The 20,477-nt window shown below is 31.6% G+C and carries 16 protein-coding genes; all 16 read left to right on the plus strand.

Going from position 1 to position 20,477, the window contains the following annotated elements; genetic code table 11:
* Positions 1–106: 106 nt before the first annotated feature.
* The 16 genes from ABJM36_RS02065 (at position 107) to ABJM36_RS02140 (ending at position 19,391) form a co-directional block, all read left to right on the plus strand.
* Entirely contained in the window at positions 107–1,312 is a 1,206-nt protein-coding gene (locus tag ABJM36_RS02065) for a site-specific integrase (protein WP_348448660.1), read from the plus strand.
* Positions 1,313–1,444: 132 nt separating this feature from the next.
* Entirely contained in the window at positions 1,445–1,882 is a 438-nt protein-coding gene (locus ABJM36_RS02070; protein ID WP_348448662.1) for a hypothetical protein, read from the plus strand.
* 94 nt (positions 1,883–1,976) lie between these two features.
* Positions 1,977–2,414 (plus strand): hypothetical protein, encoded by a 438-nt coding sequence (locus tag ABJM36_RS02075; protein WP_348448664.1) that lies wholly within the window; start codon positions 1,977–1,979, stop codon positions 2,412–2,414.
* 280 nt (positions 2,415–2,694) lie between these two features.
* A complete protein-coding gene (locus ABJM36_RS02080) occupies positions 2,695–3,063 on the plus strand; it encodes a hypothetical protein (RefSeq protein WP_348448666.1) in 369 nt (122 codons plus the stop codon).
* An 88-nt stretch (positions 3,064–3,151) separates the two neighbouring features.
* Positions 3,152–4,060: an AAA family ATPase gene (locus ABJM36_RS02085; protein ID WP_348448668.1), complete on the plus strand. Its 909-nt coding sequence runs from the start codon at positions 3,152–3,154 to the stop codon at positions 4,058–4,060.
* Positions 4,038–5,015: a DUF3871 family protein gene (locus ABJM36_RS02090; RefSeq protein ID WP_348448670.1), complete on the plus strand. Its 978-nt coding sequence runs from the start codon at positions 4,038–4,040 to the stop codon at positions 5,013–5,015. Before ABJM36_RS02085 ends, ABJM36_RS02090 begins: the two co-directional genes overlap by 23 nt.
* Before the next feature lie 33 nt (positions 5,016–5,048).
* Positions 5,049–5,300 (plus strand): hypothetical protein, encoded by a 252-nt coding sequence (locus ABJM36_RS02095; RefSeq protein ID WP_348448672.1) that lies wholly within the window; start codon positions 5,049–5,051, stop codon positions 5,298–5,300.
* 293 nt (positions 5,301–5,593) lie between these two features.
* Positions 5,594–6,394 (plus strand): hypothetical protein, encoded by an 801-nt coding sequence (locus ABJM36_RS02100; RefSeq protein WP_348448674.1) that lies wholly within the window; start codon positions 5,594–5,596, stop codon positions 6,392–6,394.
* A 173-nt stretch (positions 6,395–6,567) separates the two neighbouring features.
* The gene (locus ABJM36_RS02105; RefSeq protein ID WP_348448676.1) at positions 6,568–7,422 is read left to right on the plus strand and encodes a winged helix-turn-helix domain-containing protein; all 855 of its coding nucleotides are present in this window, start codon (positions 6,568–6,570) and stop codon (positions 7,420–7,422) included.
* Positions 7,423–8,079 (plus strand): GIY-YIG nuclease family protein, encoded by a 657-nt coding sequence (locus tag ABJM36_RS02110; RefSeq protein ID WP_348448678.1) that lies wholly within the window; start codon positions 7,423–7,425, stop codon positions 8,077–8,079. It abuts the gene before it with no gap.
* Between the two features lie 106 nt (positions 8,080–8,185).
* Positions 8,186–10,774, plus strand: a complete 2,589-nt coding sequence (locus ABJM36_RS02115) for an ATP-dependent helicase (RefSeq protein ID WP_348448680.1) — start codon at positions 8,186–8,188, stop codon at positions 10,772–10,774.
* Positions 10,771–11,661: a PD-(D/E)XK nuclease family protein gene (locus ABJM36_RS02120; protein WP_348448682.1), complete on the plus strand. Its 891-nt coding sequence runs from the start codon at positions 10,771–10,773 to the stop codon at positions 11,659–11,661. The genes ABJM36_RS02115 and ABJM36_RS02120 overlap by 4 nt, the downstream gene beginning before the upstream one ends.
* Before the next feature lies 1 nt (position 11,662).
* The gene (locus ABJM36_RS02125; protein ID WP_348448684.1) at positions 11,663–13,531 is read left to right on the plus strand and encodes a DUF262 domain-containing protein; all 1,869 of its coding nucleotides are present in this window, start codon (positions 11,663–11,665) and stop codon (positions 13,529–13,531) included.
* A gap of 4 nt (positions 13,532–13,535) precedes the next feature.
* On the plus strand, positions 13,536–15,428 hold the full coding sequence (locus tag ABJM36_RS02130; RefSeq protein WP_348448686.1) for a site-specific DNA-methyltransferase: 1,893 nt from the start codon (positions 13,536–13,538) through the stop codon (positions 15,426–15,428).
* A 4-nt stretch (positions 15,429–15,432) separates the two neighbouring features.
* Positions 15,433–18,453 carry a DEAD/DEAH box helicase family protein gene (locus ABJM36_RS02135; RefSeq protein WP_348448688.1) on the plus strand — a complete coding sequence of 1,007 codons (3,021 nt, stop codon included), beginning with the start codon at positions 15,433–15,435 and terminating at the stop codon, positions 18,451–18,453.
* Positions 18,454–18,467: 14 nt separating this feature from the next.
* Positions 18,468–19,391: an RES domain-containing protein gene (locus ABJM36_RS02140; protein ID WP_348448690.1), complete on the plus strand. Its 924-nt coding sequence runs from the start codon at positions 18,468–18,470 to the stop codon at positions 19,389–19,391.
* Positions 19,392–20,477 lie beyond the last annotated feature (1,086 nt).

The following is a 20,477-nucleotide window of genomic DNA, read 5'->3' on the forward strand; positions in this document are numbered from 1 at the left end:
TCTTCAAATTTCAAATTACTATAATCAACAATTTCAACTTAAAAAAGGTATCAAAAAAGACACCCTTTTATTAAAATCGACACCCATAATTTAAAAATGTAACACTATGAATATTAATAAAATAAGTGTTTTGTTCTATACTGATAAAGCAAAACTAAATAAGCAGAATAAGACGCCTATTAAATGTAGATTGACATTTTTGGGTAAGAGAAAAACATTTTCAACAGGTCTTTTTATTAATCTAGGCCATTGGCACAGTAAACAACAAAAAGCAAAACCACCAAACCCTGATAATAATTATATCAACACACAATTAAGCCTTATTAGTCAAAAGATTAATGAGGCTTTTTTGTTTCTGCAAGTGAGCAATAACATATTTGATGTTGAGGACATTTATTTTAAGTATAAAGGCGAGAACATAAAGACTCATAAAACCCTTTTAGAAGTATTTAAATTGCATAATGACCAAATGAATAAGTTAATAGGAATAGAGTATGCAAACTCTACTTACAGAAAGTTTCTAGAGGCTAGAAAGCATACAAGTAACTTTATAAATTTCCAGTTTGGAAAGAGTGATATATTACTTGAATCTATCAAAAGTAACTTTCTACAAGATTTTGACTTCTATTTAAAATCAGAGTTAGGTCATAAACAGATAACTATAAATAAGAGTATTCAAAGAGTACGTAAGATTATTAAACTTGCTTTGGCTGAGGGATATTTGCAAAAAGATCCATTTATTTTATTCAAGCCAAAAAGAGTAAGTAATGTAATTGTCTTCTTAAATTCAGAAGAGCTTTATGCGTTGGAAAACTATCAATTTGCACAAAAGAGATTAAGCTTTATTCAAGACTTATTTGTTTTTAGTTGCTACACAGGACTTCCATATAAAGAATTAATGAATTTGAAACATAACAATATCATTAAAGGGTTTGATGATAATCTTTGGATAAGAATGAAAAGAGAGAAGACTAATAAAAATCTATCAATTCCATTGCTTCCAAAGGCAAGGGGAATCATGAAAAAATATAAGAATGAAAATTATATTTTTCCTAAGATTAGTAATCAAAAATATAATTCCTATTTAAAAGAAATTGGAATTATTATCGGAATAGAAAAGAAGTTTACGACTCATACAGCTAGGAAAACTTTTGCGAGTACGGTATTGCTTTACAATGATGTACCTATGGAAATAGTAAGTGAATTACTTGGTCATAGTAATATGAAAATAACACAAGATAGTTATGGCAAAGTAGTGCAGAAAAAAATTAGCAATCAAATAAAAGAGCTTAAAAAAAAATTAAAAGACTAATAGTTTTTTTTGTGGTCTTATATTACTTTTTTAAGTTACATTTAATTTATAGTATTACGGCTACCCGTAATATTCTCTCCCTCATTATTTATAGCATTGTAAATGTATTTTCTAATTTAAAAAAAAAGACAAATGATTAAGCAAGTTATTACTCTATTTCTTTTAACTTTCACTTTGGTAAGTTACGCTTGTAGTTGCAAAAATTATATTGGAATGGCAGATCATATTTCTAACTCTGAAATTATTTTATCAGGCACTGTAACAAGTGCTCAAAACTGTCAGTTAGAGACTGAAGACAACAAGAATATAAAAAATGTTCAGTCATATAGATTTACAATATTAAATGCTTTTAAAGGTATTAATGGTAAGTCAATAGACATTATTACAGGTCGTGGCTTTGGTGATTGTGGAGACCATTTTACCATTGGAAAAGAGTATCTCATATTTGCTTATGATAATGGCTACACCAAAAAAAACGATGGATTATACGAGACTAGTATATGTAATTGGAATGGATTGGTTATAGAAAAAGAGGGGGTATATAGAAATGTTAACAAGAATGAAATCTGATGGGGCATTTAATTAGTGATTCAATATAATGCCATTTGAAAGTCTTAATCATTTTATAATAACACTAAATCAATATGACTAAAATTTATATAATATGAAAAAACTATTAATTGTTATTGCCTTAATACTTATATCTTCTAATATTTATTGTCAAAATCTTAAAGGCAGTTTGAAATATGGTGGAGAATATCAAAATGGAGAGCCTTTCAAGATAATTTACCAACGAGCATCCTCGGGCAAAGTTGATAGGGAATCTTATATTGCTGATAAAGAGAATTTTGGGGATTATATAGTTTTCTTTAATTATAATAATGAAAATGAAATACAAATTTTCTTTCCAGATGGACGTCATAATATTATTTACAATATAAATAACATAGAAAAACACGACTATGGGCAAGAAGCAGAAGGGGGTAATCAGGATGGTCCTCCATATAATAACATGACTATTACTTTAGACACCCTTAATGATAGACTTATTATTATTCATAATAAATCAAAAAAAATGCTGATGTTGGCTATGCCAAAATAATTTTTTAATTTTTTTTTAAAAGTCGTACACGAAATAATCTATAAAAGTGCCCCTCCCCAATTTTAATTTTGGTGTTTGGGGTACTTCTTTTTAGAGGAGAATCTTACCAGTTCAACTTTACTATGTTGAGTCCTTTCTAAAATCTCATTCAAACCCCAACTCAAATTTTCATCCTTAACTGTTACTGTTTGTAATCCCCTTCGGGAAATTAAACTTTAGTACCCTTTTTATATTCTGGGAGATAGGGTTGGCTTATCTCATAACTAAAACCATAGAAATTATGACTGAGTACAAGGAAATTATCAATGAGGAAACTGGAAACAGACAGTTTCTTTTTAATGCTAAACTTCTTAAAATAGGAGAAAAGACGTTGGAGAATTCTAACGGGAAAGAGTACAAAATAGTAACACTAAAATTTAACTTACCAACTGGTGAAGAAGTGGAGCGTTCAGCAATGTGTTATGCTTCAAACTATAATTATGGCATTGAAGAAGGAAGAGATTATTTATGTAATCTTAGCTTCACAGAAGAAGGAAATCCTCAAATTAACATGTCGCATTTAACCAATGCAGAACGGGCTAGTACAGATGATTTTGCAGGCTTAATTCAAGTGCAAAATCAACTGATAGAAGATGATTTAGTTATGTAACCTAAACAATATATTACTCGAATCAAGGACTTATACAATCTATGTATAGGTCCTTTTTTATTTACTAATATTTAAAACACGAATTATAATGAATTTACAAAAAGCTCAAAAACAACGAGTAAAATTAAGAATAGGAATATCAAGTCCAAGTGGATTTGGTAAAACATATAGTGCCCTTCTTATGGCATTTGGAATGACACAAGACTGGAGTAAAATAGCAGTCATTGATACTGAAAATGGATCAGCTAATCTTTACGCTGAATTGGGCCAATACAATACTCTAAATTTAGAAGCACCTTATACTCCGGAAAGATATATTGAGGCTCTTAAAACTTGTGAAAAAGCTTTGATGGAAGTGGTAATTATAGACTCCATAACCCATGAATGGAATGGTAAAGGAGGATGTCTTCAAATACATGAACAACTGGGAGGGAGGTTTCAGGACTGGTCTAAAGTCACACCTAGACATCAAGCATTTATAGATGCAATTTTAGCATCAGCTTGTCATGTTATCACTACTGTCAGAAAGAAAATAGACTACTCAATGGATAAAGATACTAATGGCAGAACTAAAGTTGTTAAGGTAGGCTTGAAGGATATTACTCGTGAAGGTTTAGATTTCGAGATGACAGCTTGTTTTGAAATAATTAATGATAACCACCTTGTAATTGCCTCAAAGGATAGAACCAACTTATTTTCAAATAAGCCTGAATTTAAGATTACAAGCGGAACAGGTAATCTACTTGTGAAATGGTGTAATAATGATAAGACAGAGCAGGAGGTGCTTGCAACCATTGCAAAAGAGATTATTGCATGTACGTCTGTTGAAGGGCTTAGACACATTTACGCTAAGTATCCCATATACCAAACTAAAATCAAGGATACTGTTCTTTTGAGGAAAACTGCTATTGAAAATGCAGACTCTCAAATCATACCAAATAACCAAATAATTCAACAATCTAAAAATCAAGAAAATGGAATTGATACAAATAAATAATACTATTGATAATCAGGTTATATCAGAAGATGATGTTACCATATCACAAGGAAATTTTATTGAAGCAAACACAGAAAAGGTGTCATTATCCCATTTAAAAAGGGAGTGCATAATTCCTGTATATTCTGATAATGAATCTACTATTTCTCATGCTCAATTTATTGATGCTACTAATGAAGTTGTTCAAGCCAATTTTACAGAAACTAAAATATTGCAACCAAATATTAGGGTGTCTCATGTTATTAAAGGCAGGATTCCTAGTGCCATTGGTAAACCTGTTAAAGAACTTAGACCAGAAGAGAAGACAATCTATTATCAACGAACAGCCTTTATGATTGAGGTACCAAGTTTGACAGAGAATGTGAATAATAATAAGTTGTCCCTTACAATTGGTGGCGTTCGAGCGTTGAATCAGGAGAATTTATATAGCAAAAGAAACTTGGAGAAATTCAAGGTGTTCATTGGATTTAAAAATTTAGTTTGCACGAACCTTTGTATAAGTACCGATGGACTAAATGCAGATATTAGAGTGAGTAGTGTTGCAGAACTTAAAGAAAAAATTAATGAGTTAATACAACAATTTGATAAAGAAAGATTTCTTGGTAATATGGAACGTATGAGTAAATTTCATTTAAATGAATTACAATTTGCACATACCATTGGTAAAATGCGAATGCACCAGCATCTTAATAAAGAGGAGAAAAAAGGCAAGTTCGCACTTGCTTTGAATGATAATCAAATAGGAACTGTTGTAAAAAACTACTATAAGGATACTAATTTCTCAAGAAGTAATAATAGAGATATTAATCTTTGGAGTTTTTACAATTTGTTGACTGAAGCAAACAAATCCTCTTACATAGATTCCAACCTAGAAAGAAATGCAAATGCCTTTGAGTTTGCTACTAGTTTGGCTAATTCTATGCAAAGTAAAACAGCCAACTGGTTCTTAAATTAATTATAGCTATTTCGTTAAACTTTAAACAATGAAATGGATAAAAATGAACTAGCTGAACAGCTTAAGTATAGTAGTTCAGAATGGCTTTATGTGGTAACGTGGAACAACTTGCTTAAACAACTTTTTTGCCCCTTTGAAGTAGCTGTATTGGATTCAGTGGGACCACTAAAAAAAGGTCAGATTGCACAGGTGCAACAAGTGAAAGTAACAATGGAATTAAAAACTGTATTTGTAATAGACGGCAGAGCTTACTATTATTATCATTTTCAAATTATAGTAGATTAGAAGTGCTGCCAGAGGAGTTATGCTGTATTTTGTATAATCAAACTTTTGAGACGGTTTCTCCTATATCAATAAAGCCCCTGAAAATGTATTCTGCAGATTGGAGAAGTAGAGAAAGAGTTAATTATTTATTTATTCAAAACTCTTTCTTCTACTAACCCGCGAACCCCTCTTTTTGACTAAAAATTGGAGTGTCAAACTTTTTTCACATAATTATAAAATAGCTAAAACGTTCTAATTATATTGCTAGCTGTAACAATAACTGCATTGTAATTAAATGATCAAGCCTAACTTTAATGGAAAATAGACGTTTATTAATAGAATTTAATCGTGGGATTCCTAAAATCCAAAAAGAATTAGATATTATAAAAAAGGACTTTCTTATAAATGATATAATGCATAAGGATTTTTTAAGAAATGGTGAATATCCTGATTTAGATTTCAATAAGACTAAAATTCAAACAGAAGTGAGTGTTGGCAAATCAGTAAGAATTGTTCAAGATAAATTTGGGTTTGAGGAAGAAGAAATAGATTTAGAGTTAGATGTAATCGAGATAGATTTTTATGAAGAATTTGAAAGAGCTTTAGTGGCTCTTTTTGACAATTATTGCACTAAGTTCCTTAATGAGTTAGATAGAAAAGGGGTTTATACATTTGAAGGTATAGAAGAATATAAGCTCGTTAAATTAAAAAAGCTAAATAACTTAATTTCAGAATTGGACAAATGCTGTGATCTTCAAGAAGATATTAAAACACTTATTAGTGAGTTTTATAATAAAGTATATGACTTCATTTCAAATTTTAAGTTAGAAAATTACCAAATTAGTGATAAACTGCAGTTTAAACTTAATAAGAACCAGGTTGTCTGGCTATTTCTATCAATGTATGATAAAGGAGTTGTTAGTGGAATCACAGATTTAGATTTATATAGCTTTTTAGACGCTCATTGCAAGTACTTCGACAAAGATGAATATAAAGACATGTCTAATTCTAGAACCCAAGGAAATAAATTTATTAATGGACACGCTTCTCCTTCAGAATCAATTAGAGTTCTAAAGGAAAAATTTGATGAAGACTTCTTCAGTTCATCAACATAATTGAAAACACATAAAAATTAATAAGGGGCATAAAGCCTCTTTTTTTTTGCAACATACTGAATTCATTGATTTTGATATGGATACGATTTTTTGTATCCAAGTTTCGTGAGTTTTTGCCCTTATTTCGTGCTAGAAAAATCATCAAAGTGATGGTTTAATTTAAATTTTTTAGCATGAATAACAAATTAATGGATTCATTTATTGCTTCTAATAAAGTAATAAGACATGAGTTGGGAAGTACTGCAGCAGACATTTTAGCTGAATTAAATTCCAAATACACTTTTTGGGACAATAAGAATCAGCTTCTAAACAGAGGTGGGGCACTTTATTTCTTCACAAGCTTAAACGACCTAAGGTCTGAAACTGGTTATAGTAAAAATGTAATTTCAAAACATATCAAAATTTTGAAAGAACATGGATTGGTAAAATCAATACAACAAGGATTAAACAAGCCAAATCTTTATTCAATCAATAAAAATGAAATCAATTGTTTTATTACAAAACATGAAAATTCATTTAAGGATTGGCAAAGAATAGTAAGAGAAGTTAAGCTGTATTCATTAAGTAACATTAATAAAGGTGTTAATGATATTTCAGGAATCACTAATAAAGAGATTCAGGAATCGTCAAATAAGTGTACAACTAATAACTTATATACTAATAATAAATCTACTAAAAACTTTATTACTAACCGAGCAAGCTCGGTAAATGAATTTTATCTATCAAATAAGCTAGAAGACATTATAGATAATATAAGGTCGTGTACTGAAAAACAGAAGGAAAAAGGAACAACATCTCTATTTGAATTCTTGTGTAGTATAGTTCCATATTTTGAAGGTTTTATAATGTCTGAGAAAGACAAAGCATTACTTGTAGCAATAGTAGATTCTGAAATTGAAGTGCATAAGTTCTCTTCCAGAATAATAAGTAATGCTATCAACATAAATGAAAGGCAAAAGAATGCAAGATTCGGAAATCTATTTGTAGGGGTAAAAGAAATGGTTACTAATTATAATAATCTGTTTTAGATGAAAAATAAAGGAATCATATATAAAGTAACTCACAAACCTAGTGGGAAATCATACATAGGAGCTACAACAAAAAGTATTAATGAGCGTCGTATGGATCATATACAAAGGGCTAATAGAGGTGAAACAGGAAGATTTCAAGAAGCCATTGCAACCTATGGTCCGGAAGCTTTCTCTTGGGCACAAATTGATTCGGCAAATTCAGTCAACGAATTGGCTGATAAGGAGAAAAATTATATTTTTAAATACGATACTTTTAATAATGGATTTAATTTAGACGCTGGCGGTGGCATAAAAAAAACATTATATCAGTACTCAATTAAAGACGGTAGTTTAGTTGGTTGTTACGATTGCCTAACAAGTGCAGCTTTAGCTGTTAATGCAACTAAACAAAATATAAGTATGGCGTGTCTTGGTACAAATAAAACTTGCAAAGGCTACTATTGGTCTTATTCTTCTCATACTTCTCCCATAAAGTTTAAAGATAAAAGAAGGAAAACCGTAATACAAATAGAATTATTTGGGCGTACTTTGAATAAATTCGAATCCGTTGTTGAAGCTTCTAAAGCTACGGGAGTAAATATTTCTAGTATTACTAAAGTATGCAGGAAAGAAAGGAAGCAAGCTGGTGGTTATAAATGGGAATATGTTTATTAGTTGTCGATATGAAAAAGGGAGTAATTTTATTCCCTTTTCTTTTCTTGTAAAATATAATATCATTAGATTTATAATCTCTCTTTGACGTTAAAATATAATCGAATAAATGAGTAGTAACTTCTCTTTGGAAACATTATGGAATGAAGTGAGATTCCAACCAAATAAATCCCAAGAAAGGGCTATCAAACATATTGATGGAGCACTTTATCTTACAGCTGGTCCAGGTTCTGGAAAAACCAGAGTTCTTTTGTGGAGAACACTTAATTTAATTGTTTTTCAGGGCATAAAACCAGATGAAATAATGCTTGCCACTTTTACAGAAAAGGCAGCTCATCAGTTAAAAGAAGGACTTCAATCACTTTTAGGTTTAGCCAGTAATCATACAGGCAAGCAATATGATTTGGCTAGCATGTATATTGGCACAGTTCATTCTTCGTGTAATAGATTAATTGGAGATAGAAGGTTTTATTCGGATAGAAAAAGAAACAAGCCAGTTAAAACAATTGACCAGCTAGAACAATACTTTTTTATAAAAAAGCACTCTATCTGGAATAGACTTTTAATAGCGGGTGAATTAGAAACAATTGATGTTAATGCTTACTTCCAAAAGAAAACTCCTTCTTATCCAAACAAGCATAAAGCCATAATGGACATTATTGCTTTATTCAATAGATTTTCTGAAGAAAGACTTGATGTAGAAGATGCCTTAAGTAAAACTGATGAGGATGATACGCTTTATGCAATTCTTAATATGTATAAAGAATATCGATACATCCTTACGGAAGATGAGACCTATGAAAAATGTGATTTGTCATTATTACAAAATAAAGCCTTGGAGGTAATAGAAGGATTTAAGGACGCATCAAATATTTTCAAGTATTTAATCATTGATGAGTATCAAGACACAAATAGTATTCAAGAGCAACTATATTTCACGCTGGCTGGTAATAAGAATATTTGTGTAGTAGGTGATGATGACCAAGCACTTTATAGGTTTAGAGGAAGTACAGTTGAGAATTTTGTTGAGTTTCCTGTTAGAGTTAAGAACTACTTGGGGATTGAAACAACTAAAATTCCATTATCTATTAATTACAGGTCAAGAAAAAAAATTGTTGACTTCTTTACGGAGTTTATTGATAAGGAAGACTGGACAAAAAATGGTGACCCAAACAGTCAATATAGAGTTCATGATAAAGCAATTGTTGCTCATTCAACAGACAATAACACATCTGTAATATCTGTTGAAGACAACTGGATTGATCAAACAGCTCAATTTTGTACAGAACTTATCCAGAATGAAGTTGTGAGTGATGCCAATCAAATAGCTTTCCTTTTCCCTTCGCTAACCAATAGAGATGCACAAGCTACTATTCAAACACTTAGAGATAATGGCCTAAATGTTTATGCACCCAGAGCAGGAGTGTTTTTAGAAGGACAAGAAGCCACTGAGTTATTTGGGATTTTTGCAAATGTTTTTGGTTTGCCGGATTCATCCGATTTTTCAGGATTTGAATTTAATAAGTACAAGGAATGGATAAACAATGCTGAAAGTATCGGAAATGAAATTATTGAAGGCGATGCAGATTTAAAAAAGTTCGTTGATAATAAAAGAGTCGAATTAGAAATAATTTCCAAGGACTATGAGAGCTTGTTAAGAGTAGTTGATAAAAATAACTGGGAATTAGAAGATGAGTTTGACCTAGATTCAATGAGAAGAAAACTGGCTGAGGCCAATAACTTATCTGAGGACGCCAAGAATGCTATTCTAAGCCCATACTTAGCAAGAATAGTGAATGAAAGGAAGAATGATGATACATTGAAACTTTTCAATATTTCACAGATAATCAACAGAGCAACATCTTTAGACTGGAGTATTCTAGACTTGTTTTATCAAGTAACAGGTTTCAACCATTTCAAAAATTATTTTGATTTAGCACAAAATGAAGGTAATGAGGCTCCTATCTGCAACCTTTCAAAAATAACTGAATATATAGCAAAATTCATGGAGCTTTATTCCTCCATATTATCTGCAAGCTTTTTAAGAGAAGAAGGTTTTGTTAGACTTTTCTTTTCTTCTTATCTCTACACAATATACAGACTTGGTGAATCAGAGTATGAAAATGATGATGACCCATTTCCAAAAGGAAATATTCAAGTTCTTACTATACACCAATCTAAAGGGCTAGAATTTCCAGTTGTTTTTATGTACCCAAAAAGGAGGGAGTTTTTAGAAGCAGATAAAAAAGAGGTCATTATCAGAAACTTAAAGGAAGTAGAGGGAGAGCCTTTAGATAAAATTGGAAGATTTGATTTAATGAGAATATTTTATGTTGGCTTATCAAGAGCTGAGAAGCTTCTCATCTTACCAAGATTAAAACCAGTAAAGTCAAAAAAAGGGAGGGATATAGTCTCTTATATCAATAATACACTTCTTGAAACAAACGCATTAGATATGCAAAGTTTTGACAGTAATTCCCTTAAGATTGATGAGGTAAAAGAGTCTGCATTGAGCAAACCCTATTCATACACTGCTGACTATTTAGCTTACGAGAGATGCCCAAGGCAGTACATGATATTTAGGAAGTATGGATTTATTCCTTCCAGAAGTCAAACGATGTTTTTTGGATCCTTAGTCCACAACACCATCGAAGATTTACATCAGTTTTTAATTTCAAAAAGAGAGCAAGAAGCATGAAAGAGGAACTAAACTTATTGAAAAAAGGGAAAGCAAAGTTGCAAGAGCTTCAATATCTCATTGAAATGGAAGAATGGATAGCCCAAGAATATGAGGCTAATTATGAAAGATTGAGGTTAGAAGGAGGTCATGCCTTATCACCAGAAGTAAAAAGACAAGGTTTACTTCAAATAATCATGTACTTCAGAAAAATGAGAGAAGTGGCTGAAACTGTAACAGAAACAGAAGTAAAGCTGACACTTCCAGAACAGTCCTCTCCAAAAGGGAATAGATTCACAATTGAAGGTGTGGTTGATATTATTAGAGAAAAAGACTCTACTACCATGTATGATGTAAAAACTCATGATGCAGACTACGTAAAGGCCAATAAAGAGGATTATATTGACCAATTGAATGTTTATACACACATTTGGCAGAATTTAAGAAATGAAAAACTAAGTGGTACGGCAATTATAGCAACACAATTCCCAAAGAGTCTTAAAAGAGCGATAGATTCTGATGAGGAAGAGAAACTTCAAAGAGAATTAGAAAAGTGGGATCCAGTTATACCTATTCCTTTTTCTCAGGAAAAGGTAGAAGACACCATTACGAAATTTGCGTGTGTAGTAGATAAAATTGAAGGTAGAGACTTTCAGCCTCCAAGTGTAGAACAACTACAAAATAGAATTAAAGGTACAAGACAAAGATTTGCAAACAGAGTTTGTAGAAACTGTGATGCAAGATTTTCCTGTGATGCATTTAGAATATATGCCCAAAAGTCAAGCTCATTTAGTGGTGGTTTTGCTGAATATATTTGTGATTTGGGTAATACTGATGAAGTGGAGAACTTTACCAATACTAACGCTTTTGAAACACCACCACCATTAGATATAAACGATTTAATTTAAAATGAGTAACCAACAAGTAATTACTAATAAAATAGACGCTAATGATAGGTCCATTAGTGATATTTTAGACAAGAAAAAATATACAATTGACTATTTTCAAAGAGAATATAAGTGGGAACAAAAACATGTTATAGAATTACTCTCAGATTTAGAAACTTCTTTTTTTAATAGCTATAAAGAAGAAGATGAAAGGTCAGAAGTAGAAAATTATAATTCATATTATTTAGGGCCAGTTGTATTTAGTGCACTAGGTAGTTCAAAATCTATAATTGATGGGCAACAAAGGATTACCTCACTTACATTACTTCTAATTTATTTAAATCATCTACAAAATGAATTAGAAACTGATGCAGTCGAAATTGCTTCATTGGTATATTCAGAAAAGTATGGCTCAAGAACATTTAATATGGTAGATGAAAAAAGGAAGGAATGTTTAGAGTCTTTGAGAGAGAGTGGACACTATATTCCAACTGAGGATGATGACGAGACAGTACTTAACCTAGTAAATAGATATGATGACATTAAGGAGTTTTTCCCTGAAGAATTAAAAGGCAGGCCATTACCGTTCTTTATTGACTGGCTTAAAGACAATGTGGTATTAGTTGAAATTATAGCTTATTCTGAAGACAATGCTTATACCATTTTTGAAACAATGAATGATAGAGGTTTAAGCCTATCAGCAACTGAAATGCTTAAAGGGTATATTCTCTCAAAAATTTCGAATGAGGAGCAGAGAATGGAAGTCAATGACTTGTGGAAAAAGCAAGTGCAAAAGCTAAATAATGAAATTGGAAAAGATGAAGACTTAAGGTTCTTCCAGTCATGGCTCAGAGGAAAATATGCAGAAACCATTAGGCAAGGTAAAGTAGGTTCAACCAATGAAGATTTTGAAAAAATAGGAACAAGATTTCATACTTGGGTAAAAGACTCTCAAAAGAAAATAGGAATCAGTACCTCAAAACAATTTTATGATTTTGTCAATGAAGATTTTAAGTTTTTTTCTAAGTTGTATTTAAAAATTTATAAGGCAAAAAATGACTTCAATGAGGATTTGCCTTATCTATATTATGTAAATAGGTATTCAATTGCCAATTCACTTTTTGACCCTTTATTGTTGGCACCAATAAAAAAGGAAGATTCTTGTGAGGTTATAAACCAAAAACTAAACATGGTGGCTAGATTCGTAGAGACATTTGTGGTTAGTAGATCTATCAATTTTAAAAAGTTCTCTCAAAGCAGTATCAGATATACTATGTACACCCTTGTGAAAGAGATAAGAGATAAGTCAATAAGTGAGCTTGGAGAAATTCTAAAATCAAAAATTGATGCTTTTGATTATACGTTAGCAGGTGGTATGCCCAATTTCAGACTTCATGGTATGAATTATAAATTCGTCAAATATTTGTTGTGCAGAATTACTGGGTATGTAGAACAGCAAGTTGGCCTCGATTCATCATTTAAAAAGTTTTTCCATCCAGAAGGCAAGAAGTTTGAGGTAGAACATATCTGGGCCGATAAGTTTGAGGAACACAAAGATGAATTTGACCAATTACATGAGTTTAATGAAATAAGAAATAGGCTTGGAGATTTAGTTTTATTGCCTAATGGAACTAATCAATCTTACAATGCAATGCCATATAAGGACAAATATGAGCACTATATTAAAGAAAACACACTAGTGCAAACATTGCATCCTAAATACTATGAGAATAATCCAAACTTCTTAAATAACCCAAAATTACAGGGTATGAACTTCAAGCCCTACACATCTTTTAAAAAAGAAGATATTGAAGAAAGACAAAACTTATATCTAGATATTTGCGAAGAAATTTGGAACACAGATTACTTTTTAACCCAACAAAACAGTTAAAACAATGCCAGAAGAATTTAAACCTTCATATACATTCACAGATGATAGGCTTAATGAGCTAAAACAACTCTTTCCTGAAGCTTTTGAAGATGGAGTGTTCAATGTAGATACATTAACAGAATTAATAGGAGAACACAGTACAAGCAACAGAGCAAAAGAACATTTTGGCCTAAATTGGGTTGGTAAGCAGGACGCAAGGAAAATTGCGACCAAGCCACCCACAGGTACTTTAAAACCTTGTGAAGGTGAAGGCGTAAATGAAGATACCACTGAAAATATTTTTATTGAAGGAGAGAATTTGGAGGTACTCAAAATTTTGAGAAAGTCTTATATGGGTAAAATCAAGATGATTTATATAGATCCACCTTATAATACAGGTGATGATTTTATTTATAGTGATTCTTTTGCAGATAGTACAGAAGATTATTTAAGAAAATCGGGGGTGAAAACAGACGAAGGGCTTTTAGTATCAAATCCAAATTCTTCAGGTAGATACCATGCAAATTGGCTCTCTTTTATGTATCCTAGGTTAAAATTAGCTAAGGATTTATTGAAAGAAGATGGAATAATTTTCATTTCAATAGCAGACCAAGAAATACATAATTTAAAAAGTCTCTGCAATGAAATTTTTGGAGAAGAAAACTTTATTGAAAAGTTAATTTGGAAAAATGGAAGAACAGCTGCATCTTACTTTGCAAGAGAGCATGAATATATACTCTGTTACGGTAAAGATATTAATAAATTAAAGCTTTTTAAATATTGGGGTGATGATAGAATTTCAGATAGGGCTATAAAAAGACCTTCTGAAAAAAACCCTACATCAATTATAAAATTCCCTAAGGGTATAGAGTTTAATTCTTCAGATAAAGTATTTCCTAATCAATTTGGGGAAGGAGAACCAGTTAAAGTAATTTCTGGAACTTTTGAATGCAAAAATAATGTATTAGTTAATGATGTTGAATTAGAAGCTGCTTGGACAATGAAAGACCAAATTGAAAATTGGATTTCAGGAAAAGAAGTTGTGGATCAAAAGGGACAAATTTTGGAAAAATTTTTTTTCAAGAGCAATGGTGTATTACAATATCAAAAAATAAAAGGCACTAATCATCCTAAAAGTATCATTACAGATATTTCAACAAAAAAGGGTTCAAATGAGATTCTTAAACTTTTTGGTTCAAGTGTATTTGACTTTCCTAAACCTTCAGAATTATTAAAGCATTTAATTGATGCAACTACTGAAGAGAATGATATGATATTAGATTTTTTTGCTGGCTCAGCAAGTACTTTTCAAGGTTTTATTTCATCAGAGAATTTAAGATCGATTAACAGAAAAATTATTATAATACAAATAGATGAAGAACTAAACCCCAAGAAAGAAACTGGTAAAAATGCTATTAAGTATTTATCTAAAAAGAATAAAAGGTTAGTTATATCCGAACTATCTAAAGAAAGATGCAGACTTGCTATACGAGAAGAATCTCCAGACATTGGCTTCAAAGTTTTTAAGCAAAACACGTCAACCATATACAAATGGCAAGAGTTTGTCCCAGACCAAGACGGAGCATTACCAGACTTATTTAATAATCTCGAATTAGCCTATAAAAACCCATTGCAACATGGCGTAACAACTCAAGATTTTATTACAGAAGTTATTCTACAAGAAGGATTTCCCTTAACAGCAAAGCAAGAAGAGGTTGTTAGTGGTTTTTTTAAAATAACTCATGAGTGGGTGCCTTACACTTTATATGCAACCATGTTATATAGTTTTAAAGACACAGACTTTAGTAAGTTGCAATTACAAGGGACAGACCACTTTGTGTGTTTAGACAAAGCCTTTGAAGGAAATGATGCTTTAAAGCAAGAATTAGATAATCAATGTAAAATCTTTACTATCTAAGCTTATGAAACTAAAGTTTAATGCAAATCAAGAGTTTCAGTTAAAGGCCATCAAAAATGTGGTGGACTTATTTGATGGCATTGGTGAATATCACACACAGTTCTCTCTTGGCAGTGAAATTTCTCCAAACCTTCCAGAAGGAGAAGATTTAGATGAAGATTTCCTAAAAGACAACTTGCAGTTCGTGCAAGAAGAGTTTGATATGGAAATGGATGCCAGAGATACGCCTACAATGAAAATTGGTGTAAGTAATTCTTTGGAGAAAGAAAGAGGCCAAATGCTTGAAGGTGTAAGCAATGATATTTATGAGTATCCCAGTTTTTCAATTGAAATGGAAACAGGTACAGGAAAAACCTATGTATATCTTAGAACCATTCACGAGCTCAACCAAAAGTATGGCTTTAACAAATATGTAATTGTAGTGCCTTCAATTGCCATTTTCCAAGGTGTCAAGAAGAGCTGGGAAATCACTCAAAACCATTTTAAAACCATTTATGGAAATGACTATTGTGCTTTAAGAGCTTATGATTCAGGTAGAATCCAAGAAGTCAAAACATTTGCAACGGCCAAAAACATTGAGATTTTATTAATCACAATGGCCGCATTTAATTCTGTTTCAAATAATCTTTATAAACCAACAGACAAGCTGCCTGGAGAGTTATTACCTTATGAGTACATTCAACAAACAAGACCAATTGTTATATTGGATGAACCACAAAACATGAGTTCTCAAAAGTCAAAAGATGCTTTAAGAACTTTAAAACCATTACTCTCTTTAAGATACTCTGCAACACACAAAGAAACGCCTAACCTTGTGTATAGGCTTACGCCAGTAGAGGCCTTTAGAAGGAACTTGGTTAAGCGTATTCAAGTAGTTGGAGTAGAGCAAAGAGAATTGGGGGGCAAAATCCCTATTTCACTTAAAAAAGTATCTGGCACGGGAAGAAGTGCAAAAGTGACTTTAGCAACCTATACCAGCAAAAATGGAATCCAAAAGATAGAAGAGGTAATTCTTAAAACAGGAGATGATCTTTTTTCAAAAACTCATCTTGAGGAACATAGAGGAATGACAGTTCATAATATAGGTTCTGCCAAAGGAGAGGAATTTGTTGAGTTTGAAAATGGGACAGTTTTAAATGCTTTTGGTGGAGATGGAATTTCTAAACCGGATATTTTTAGGTACCAAATAAGAGAAACCCTTTCACAGCACATAGCTCATCAAAAAAGGGTAGAAAGACATGGCGTAAAAGTATTATCGCTTTTCTTTATTGATAAAGTAAAGAATTTTGTCGGTACAGCAGAGGGAGAAGGAATTATCAAGAAAATTTTCATTGAAGAATTTAATGCAGTCAAAGATAAGTTAGATAAATTCAAGGATAAAGATCCTGAAGAAGTTCAAGCTTCATATTTTGCCAGTTACAGAAACAAGCCCAAAGGAGGTGAAGAAGAAACAGTTTATATTGACAAAGAAGCCACAAATGATAAACAAAGAAAAGCTGAAAAGAGACAGTTTGAGCTCATTATGAAGAAAAAGGAGGAGTTACTTTCTTTTGATAATGAAGTATGCTTCATCTTCGCTCATTCTGCCTTAAAAGAGGGTTGGGATAATCCAAATGTGTTTCAGATTTGTACGCTCAATCAAACAGTGTCTGCCACAAAAAAGAGGCAGGAAATTGGTAGAGGATTAAGATTGGCAGTCAACCAAAAAGGAGAAAGATTGCATGACGATCAAGTGAACATTTTAACTGTAATTGCAAATGAAAGTTATGAATCGTTTGCAAACACATTACAGCAAGAGTACATAGAACAAGAAGGCGAAGCACCACCAAAGCCAAAGCCAAAAAGAGCTGCTGCAAAAAGACAGGATAAATTCTATACAAGTGAAGATTTTAAAGACTTCTGGAGCAAACTTACTCTTAAATCTAACTATAAGATTAATGTAGATTCGGACATATTGTTGGCAGAGATAAAAGAAAAATTTAAGGATAAGAAAAACAATACCTTTCCTGTTCCAAAAGTAGTCATCAGCAAAGGAAATTTTGTCATTACTACATTTACTTATAGGATTAAATCCTTTGAAGAAGATAATACTGCTATTGTCAGTATAGTAAAAGAGGATACTAAAGGTAACAGAATCAATTTAGGTGGAGACCTGTTTGATGGTGGGATGAAAATTTCAGAAGGCGATGATTTAGAAAGACTTTTAAAAGAGCCTAAACTTAGAGGCTTCAAAGTGAACTCAATTGAACCAAACAAATCAAATCCAGATATTGAATTTAAAAACGGATTCAAGGTTTCAAAGTTCAAGCCAGAAACTTATAATGTAAGTGATAACAGAGATGTTCAATCAAAAGATTCAAAATCAGGTTTAACAAAATTTCCAGTCTTCAATGTGGTCAACAAACTTGAAAAAGCAACATCACTTACCAAAGAAACATGTTTTAAAATTCTCAAGGCAGTACCACATGATGAGCAACCTAAATTATTCAGAAACCCTGAAGGTTTTACAAACAAGTTAATTGAAATAACCAAAAATGCTCTGGCCATTCATGTAGCTGAAAATATTGAATTTGAGTTATCTCAAGATATGAAACAGGATGATTTAGAGGAGCTTTTTCCTAAAAAAGTAAACTATGTTCAGACAGAGATAGTTGATTCAACTGAACATGGTCTTTATGATGCCACACAAAAAGACTCGGATATAGAAGAAGTATTTGTGAGTAGTAAGTTGGAAACTGACAACAATGTTGAATTCTTTTTTAAATTCCCATCAAAGTATAAAATTGACTTTCCTAAAATTATTGGAAATTATAATCCAGATTGGGGTGTCATTAGAAAAGATAATAACGGAGTGAAGGTTCAGTTAGTGAGAGAGACAAAAGGTACAAGAGAAATTGAAAACTTAAGATTCGTTCACGAAATTAACAAAGTTAAAGTTGCAATGAAACACTTCAAAGCTCTAGGAATTGATTATGATGTGATAAAAGGTGACGAGCCAAAGTGGTACACAAATAAGCAGCATTAAGTTTAGTAAAAAAGATGAAACTCAATTCTGTTCAAATAGGATATCAATTATACAAATTTTTTGGTATCAACACTTTATTTCTTTTCTCCTACTTCTCCGATATTGAGACATTGAAAAAAATTGTGGGTAAAGTCATGCTTGACGCAGAATATGAGAGTTCATATTTCACAAATTTGAAGTTTGAAGGATTTTTTAGAGGAAGGAGTCATAATCATTTGTTAGGTAGTCTTAAAAATGGAGAGTTAAATGAGTTCACCAATGAAAAGGACTTTAAAAATGCACCAGCAGAAGCTGTAAAAAGAGGGAGGTGTAATGATAATGGAGAAAGTTTATTTTATGCTTCTACCATGTTAAGCACTGCAATTATGGAGTCTCGTCCAACAGTAGGTCAATATGTAACAATTGCCTCTTTTGTAGGTATATTTGACGGAAAACAATTTGAGCATCGAATCAGTCCAATTGGTTATAGATATCTTAAACAAATACCTGGACTGGCTAAATCCATGAGAAAAATGGATGTTGAAAAAAGAAAGAAAAAGTTTGAGAGAACAGATGATTTTTTAGACAACTTATTTCACATAAAAACAAGAAGATATAATTTTCATTATAAATTAAGCAATGCAATCGCTCAATGCTTTTTCACAGAAACCATTAACCAAAATGGAGATAGATTTAGTAAGCATGGACTTGTTTATTCGAGTATAATAAGAGACAAAAAATCTTATAATTTAGTATTAAACCCCATTTACTTAAACTATTACAAAATTGATTTTATTCAAACATTTAAAATTTTATATTTATCAAATAGTAATTTAAAACTACAATTATTGAGACAAGGGTTTTTAAATGGTGAAAAGACACATCCGACAGAAATCTTTGATATTAACTGGCAAGAAATAGAGAAAACTCCAGAGTCAATTAGAGAGTATAAATTATAATAAAAAGGCATACTATTAGACACCCTTTTTAAGAACAATATCATAACATATTGAAGATAAGACTTTAATTGTCACTGGTTCGAGTCCAGTTCCCGCTACTAAGATGAGTATTTAAAAAAAGGTTTAGTATCTACTAAACCTTTTTTTTATGCCTAAAGGTGAATTTTACAAGGCAATTAATTATTCCTTGCATGGTTTCCTTTTTATCAATTTCGTTTTGTCATTTCATCTGCCGTTATATAACCATCCTTGTATTGATCTCTATTTTTGAAATTCTGCTTTAATTTTCCTTTAGCTTCAGGTTGTGATATTTTTTCAACCTTATTTTAGTCCATGTTTTTAAGCATATTTACGAAACTTGGGGTGTGTCGGTGTTTTTTATTGGCTTTTGTTTTGGTTTATTTTGTCTTAGTCCTTTTTGGTTGCTTGCCCATCCAATTTTAAAATCGTTGCTTGGTGTTCCGATAGGATATCTGCTAGGTAGAAGGAACTTTCGTTTGAAATGACAATGTAATACGTGTCGTTCTAGGAATTCTGGTGTTACTCCTGTTCTTTATGCACACTAAATCTTAACTTAATTAACCTCGCTATTGGATCAATAATTAGATGCTGCTCTTGTCAAAACACTGTTTGCACAATATCTTTTATGATATGAATTAGGTTGTTTTTTTAGATCTTATAGGTCAGACTTTTGGCAAGGTTTTTTTTATCGGACAGTTTACTTGTTTAAACATAATAATTTCGAATTTTATATTGTCCTGTTTTAAGAAAAGACGACACTTTTAAAGAAACAAAAAAACCGTCTATAATTAAAGATGTTAACAGCTGGTTGCATTAACTAAATAGTTTTGCTCTACCTGTATAAAAGGTGGGTTGAATACTTCCAGGCAAAAGAAAGCCTTTATTAGTAGTTATATTCATTAGCCTTCAATACTGGAATAGTAACCTAAATGTATTATGCAATTCCACCAAAACCTTATAAAAATTATATCCATGCTCAATTAAGACATATGAGTCAAAAGGTTAATGAGTTTTTTAACAGGAAGAACTTATGCAATGGTTTATGGATAAGGGTATTTATGCCGT

It is taken from the genome of Algibacter sp., from assembly GCF_039977455.1.
GTDB lineage: Bacteria > Bacteroidota > Bacteroidia > Flavobacteriales > Flavobacteriaceae > Algibacter_B.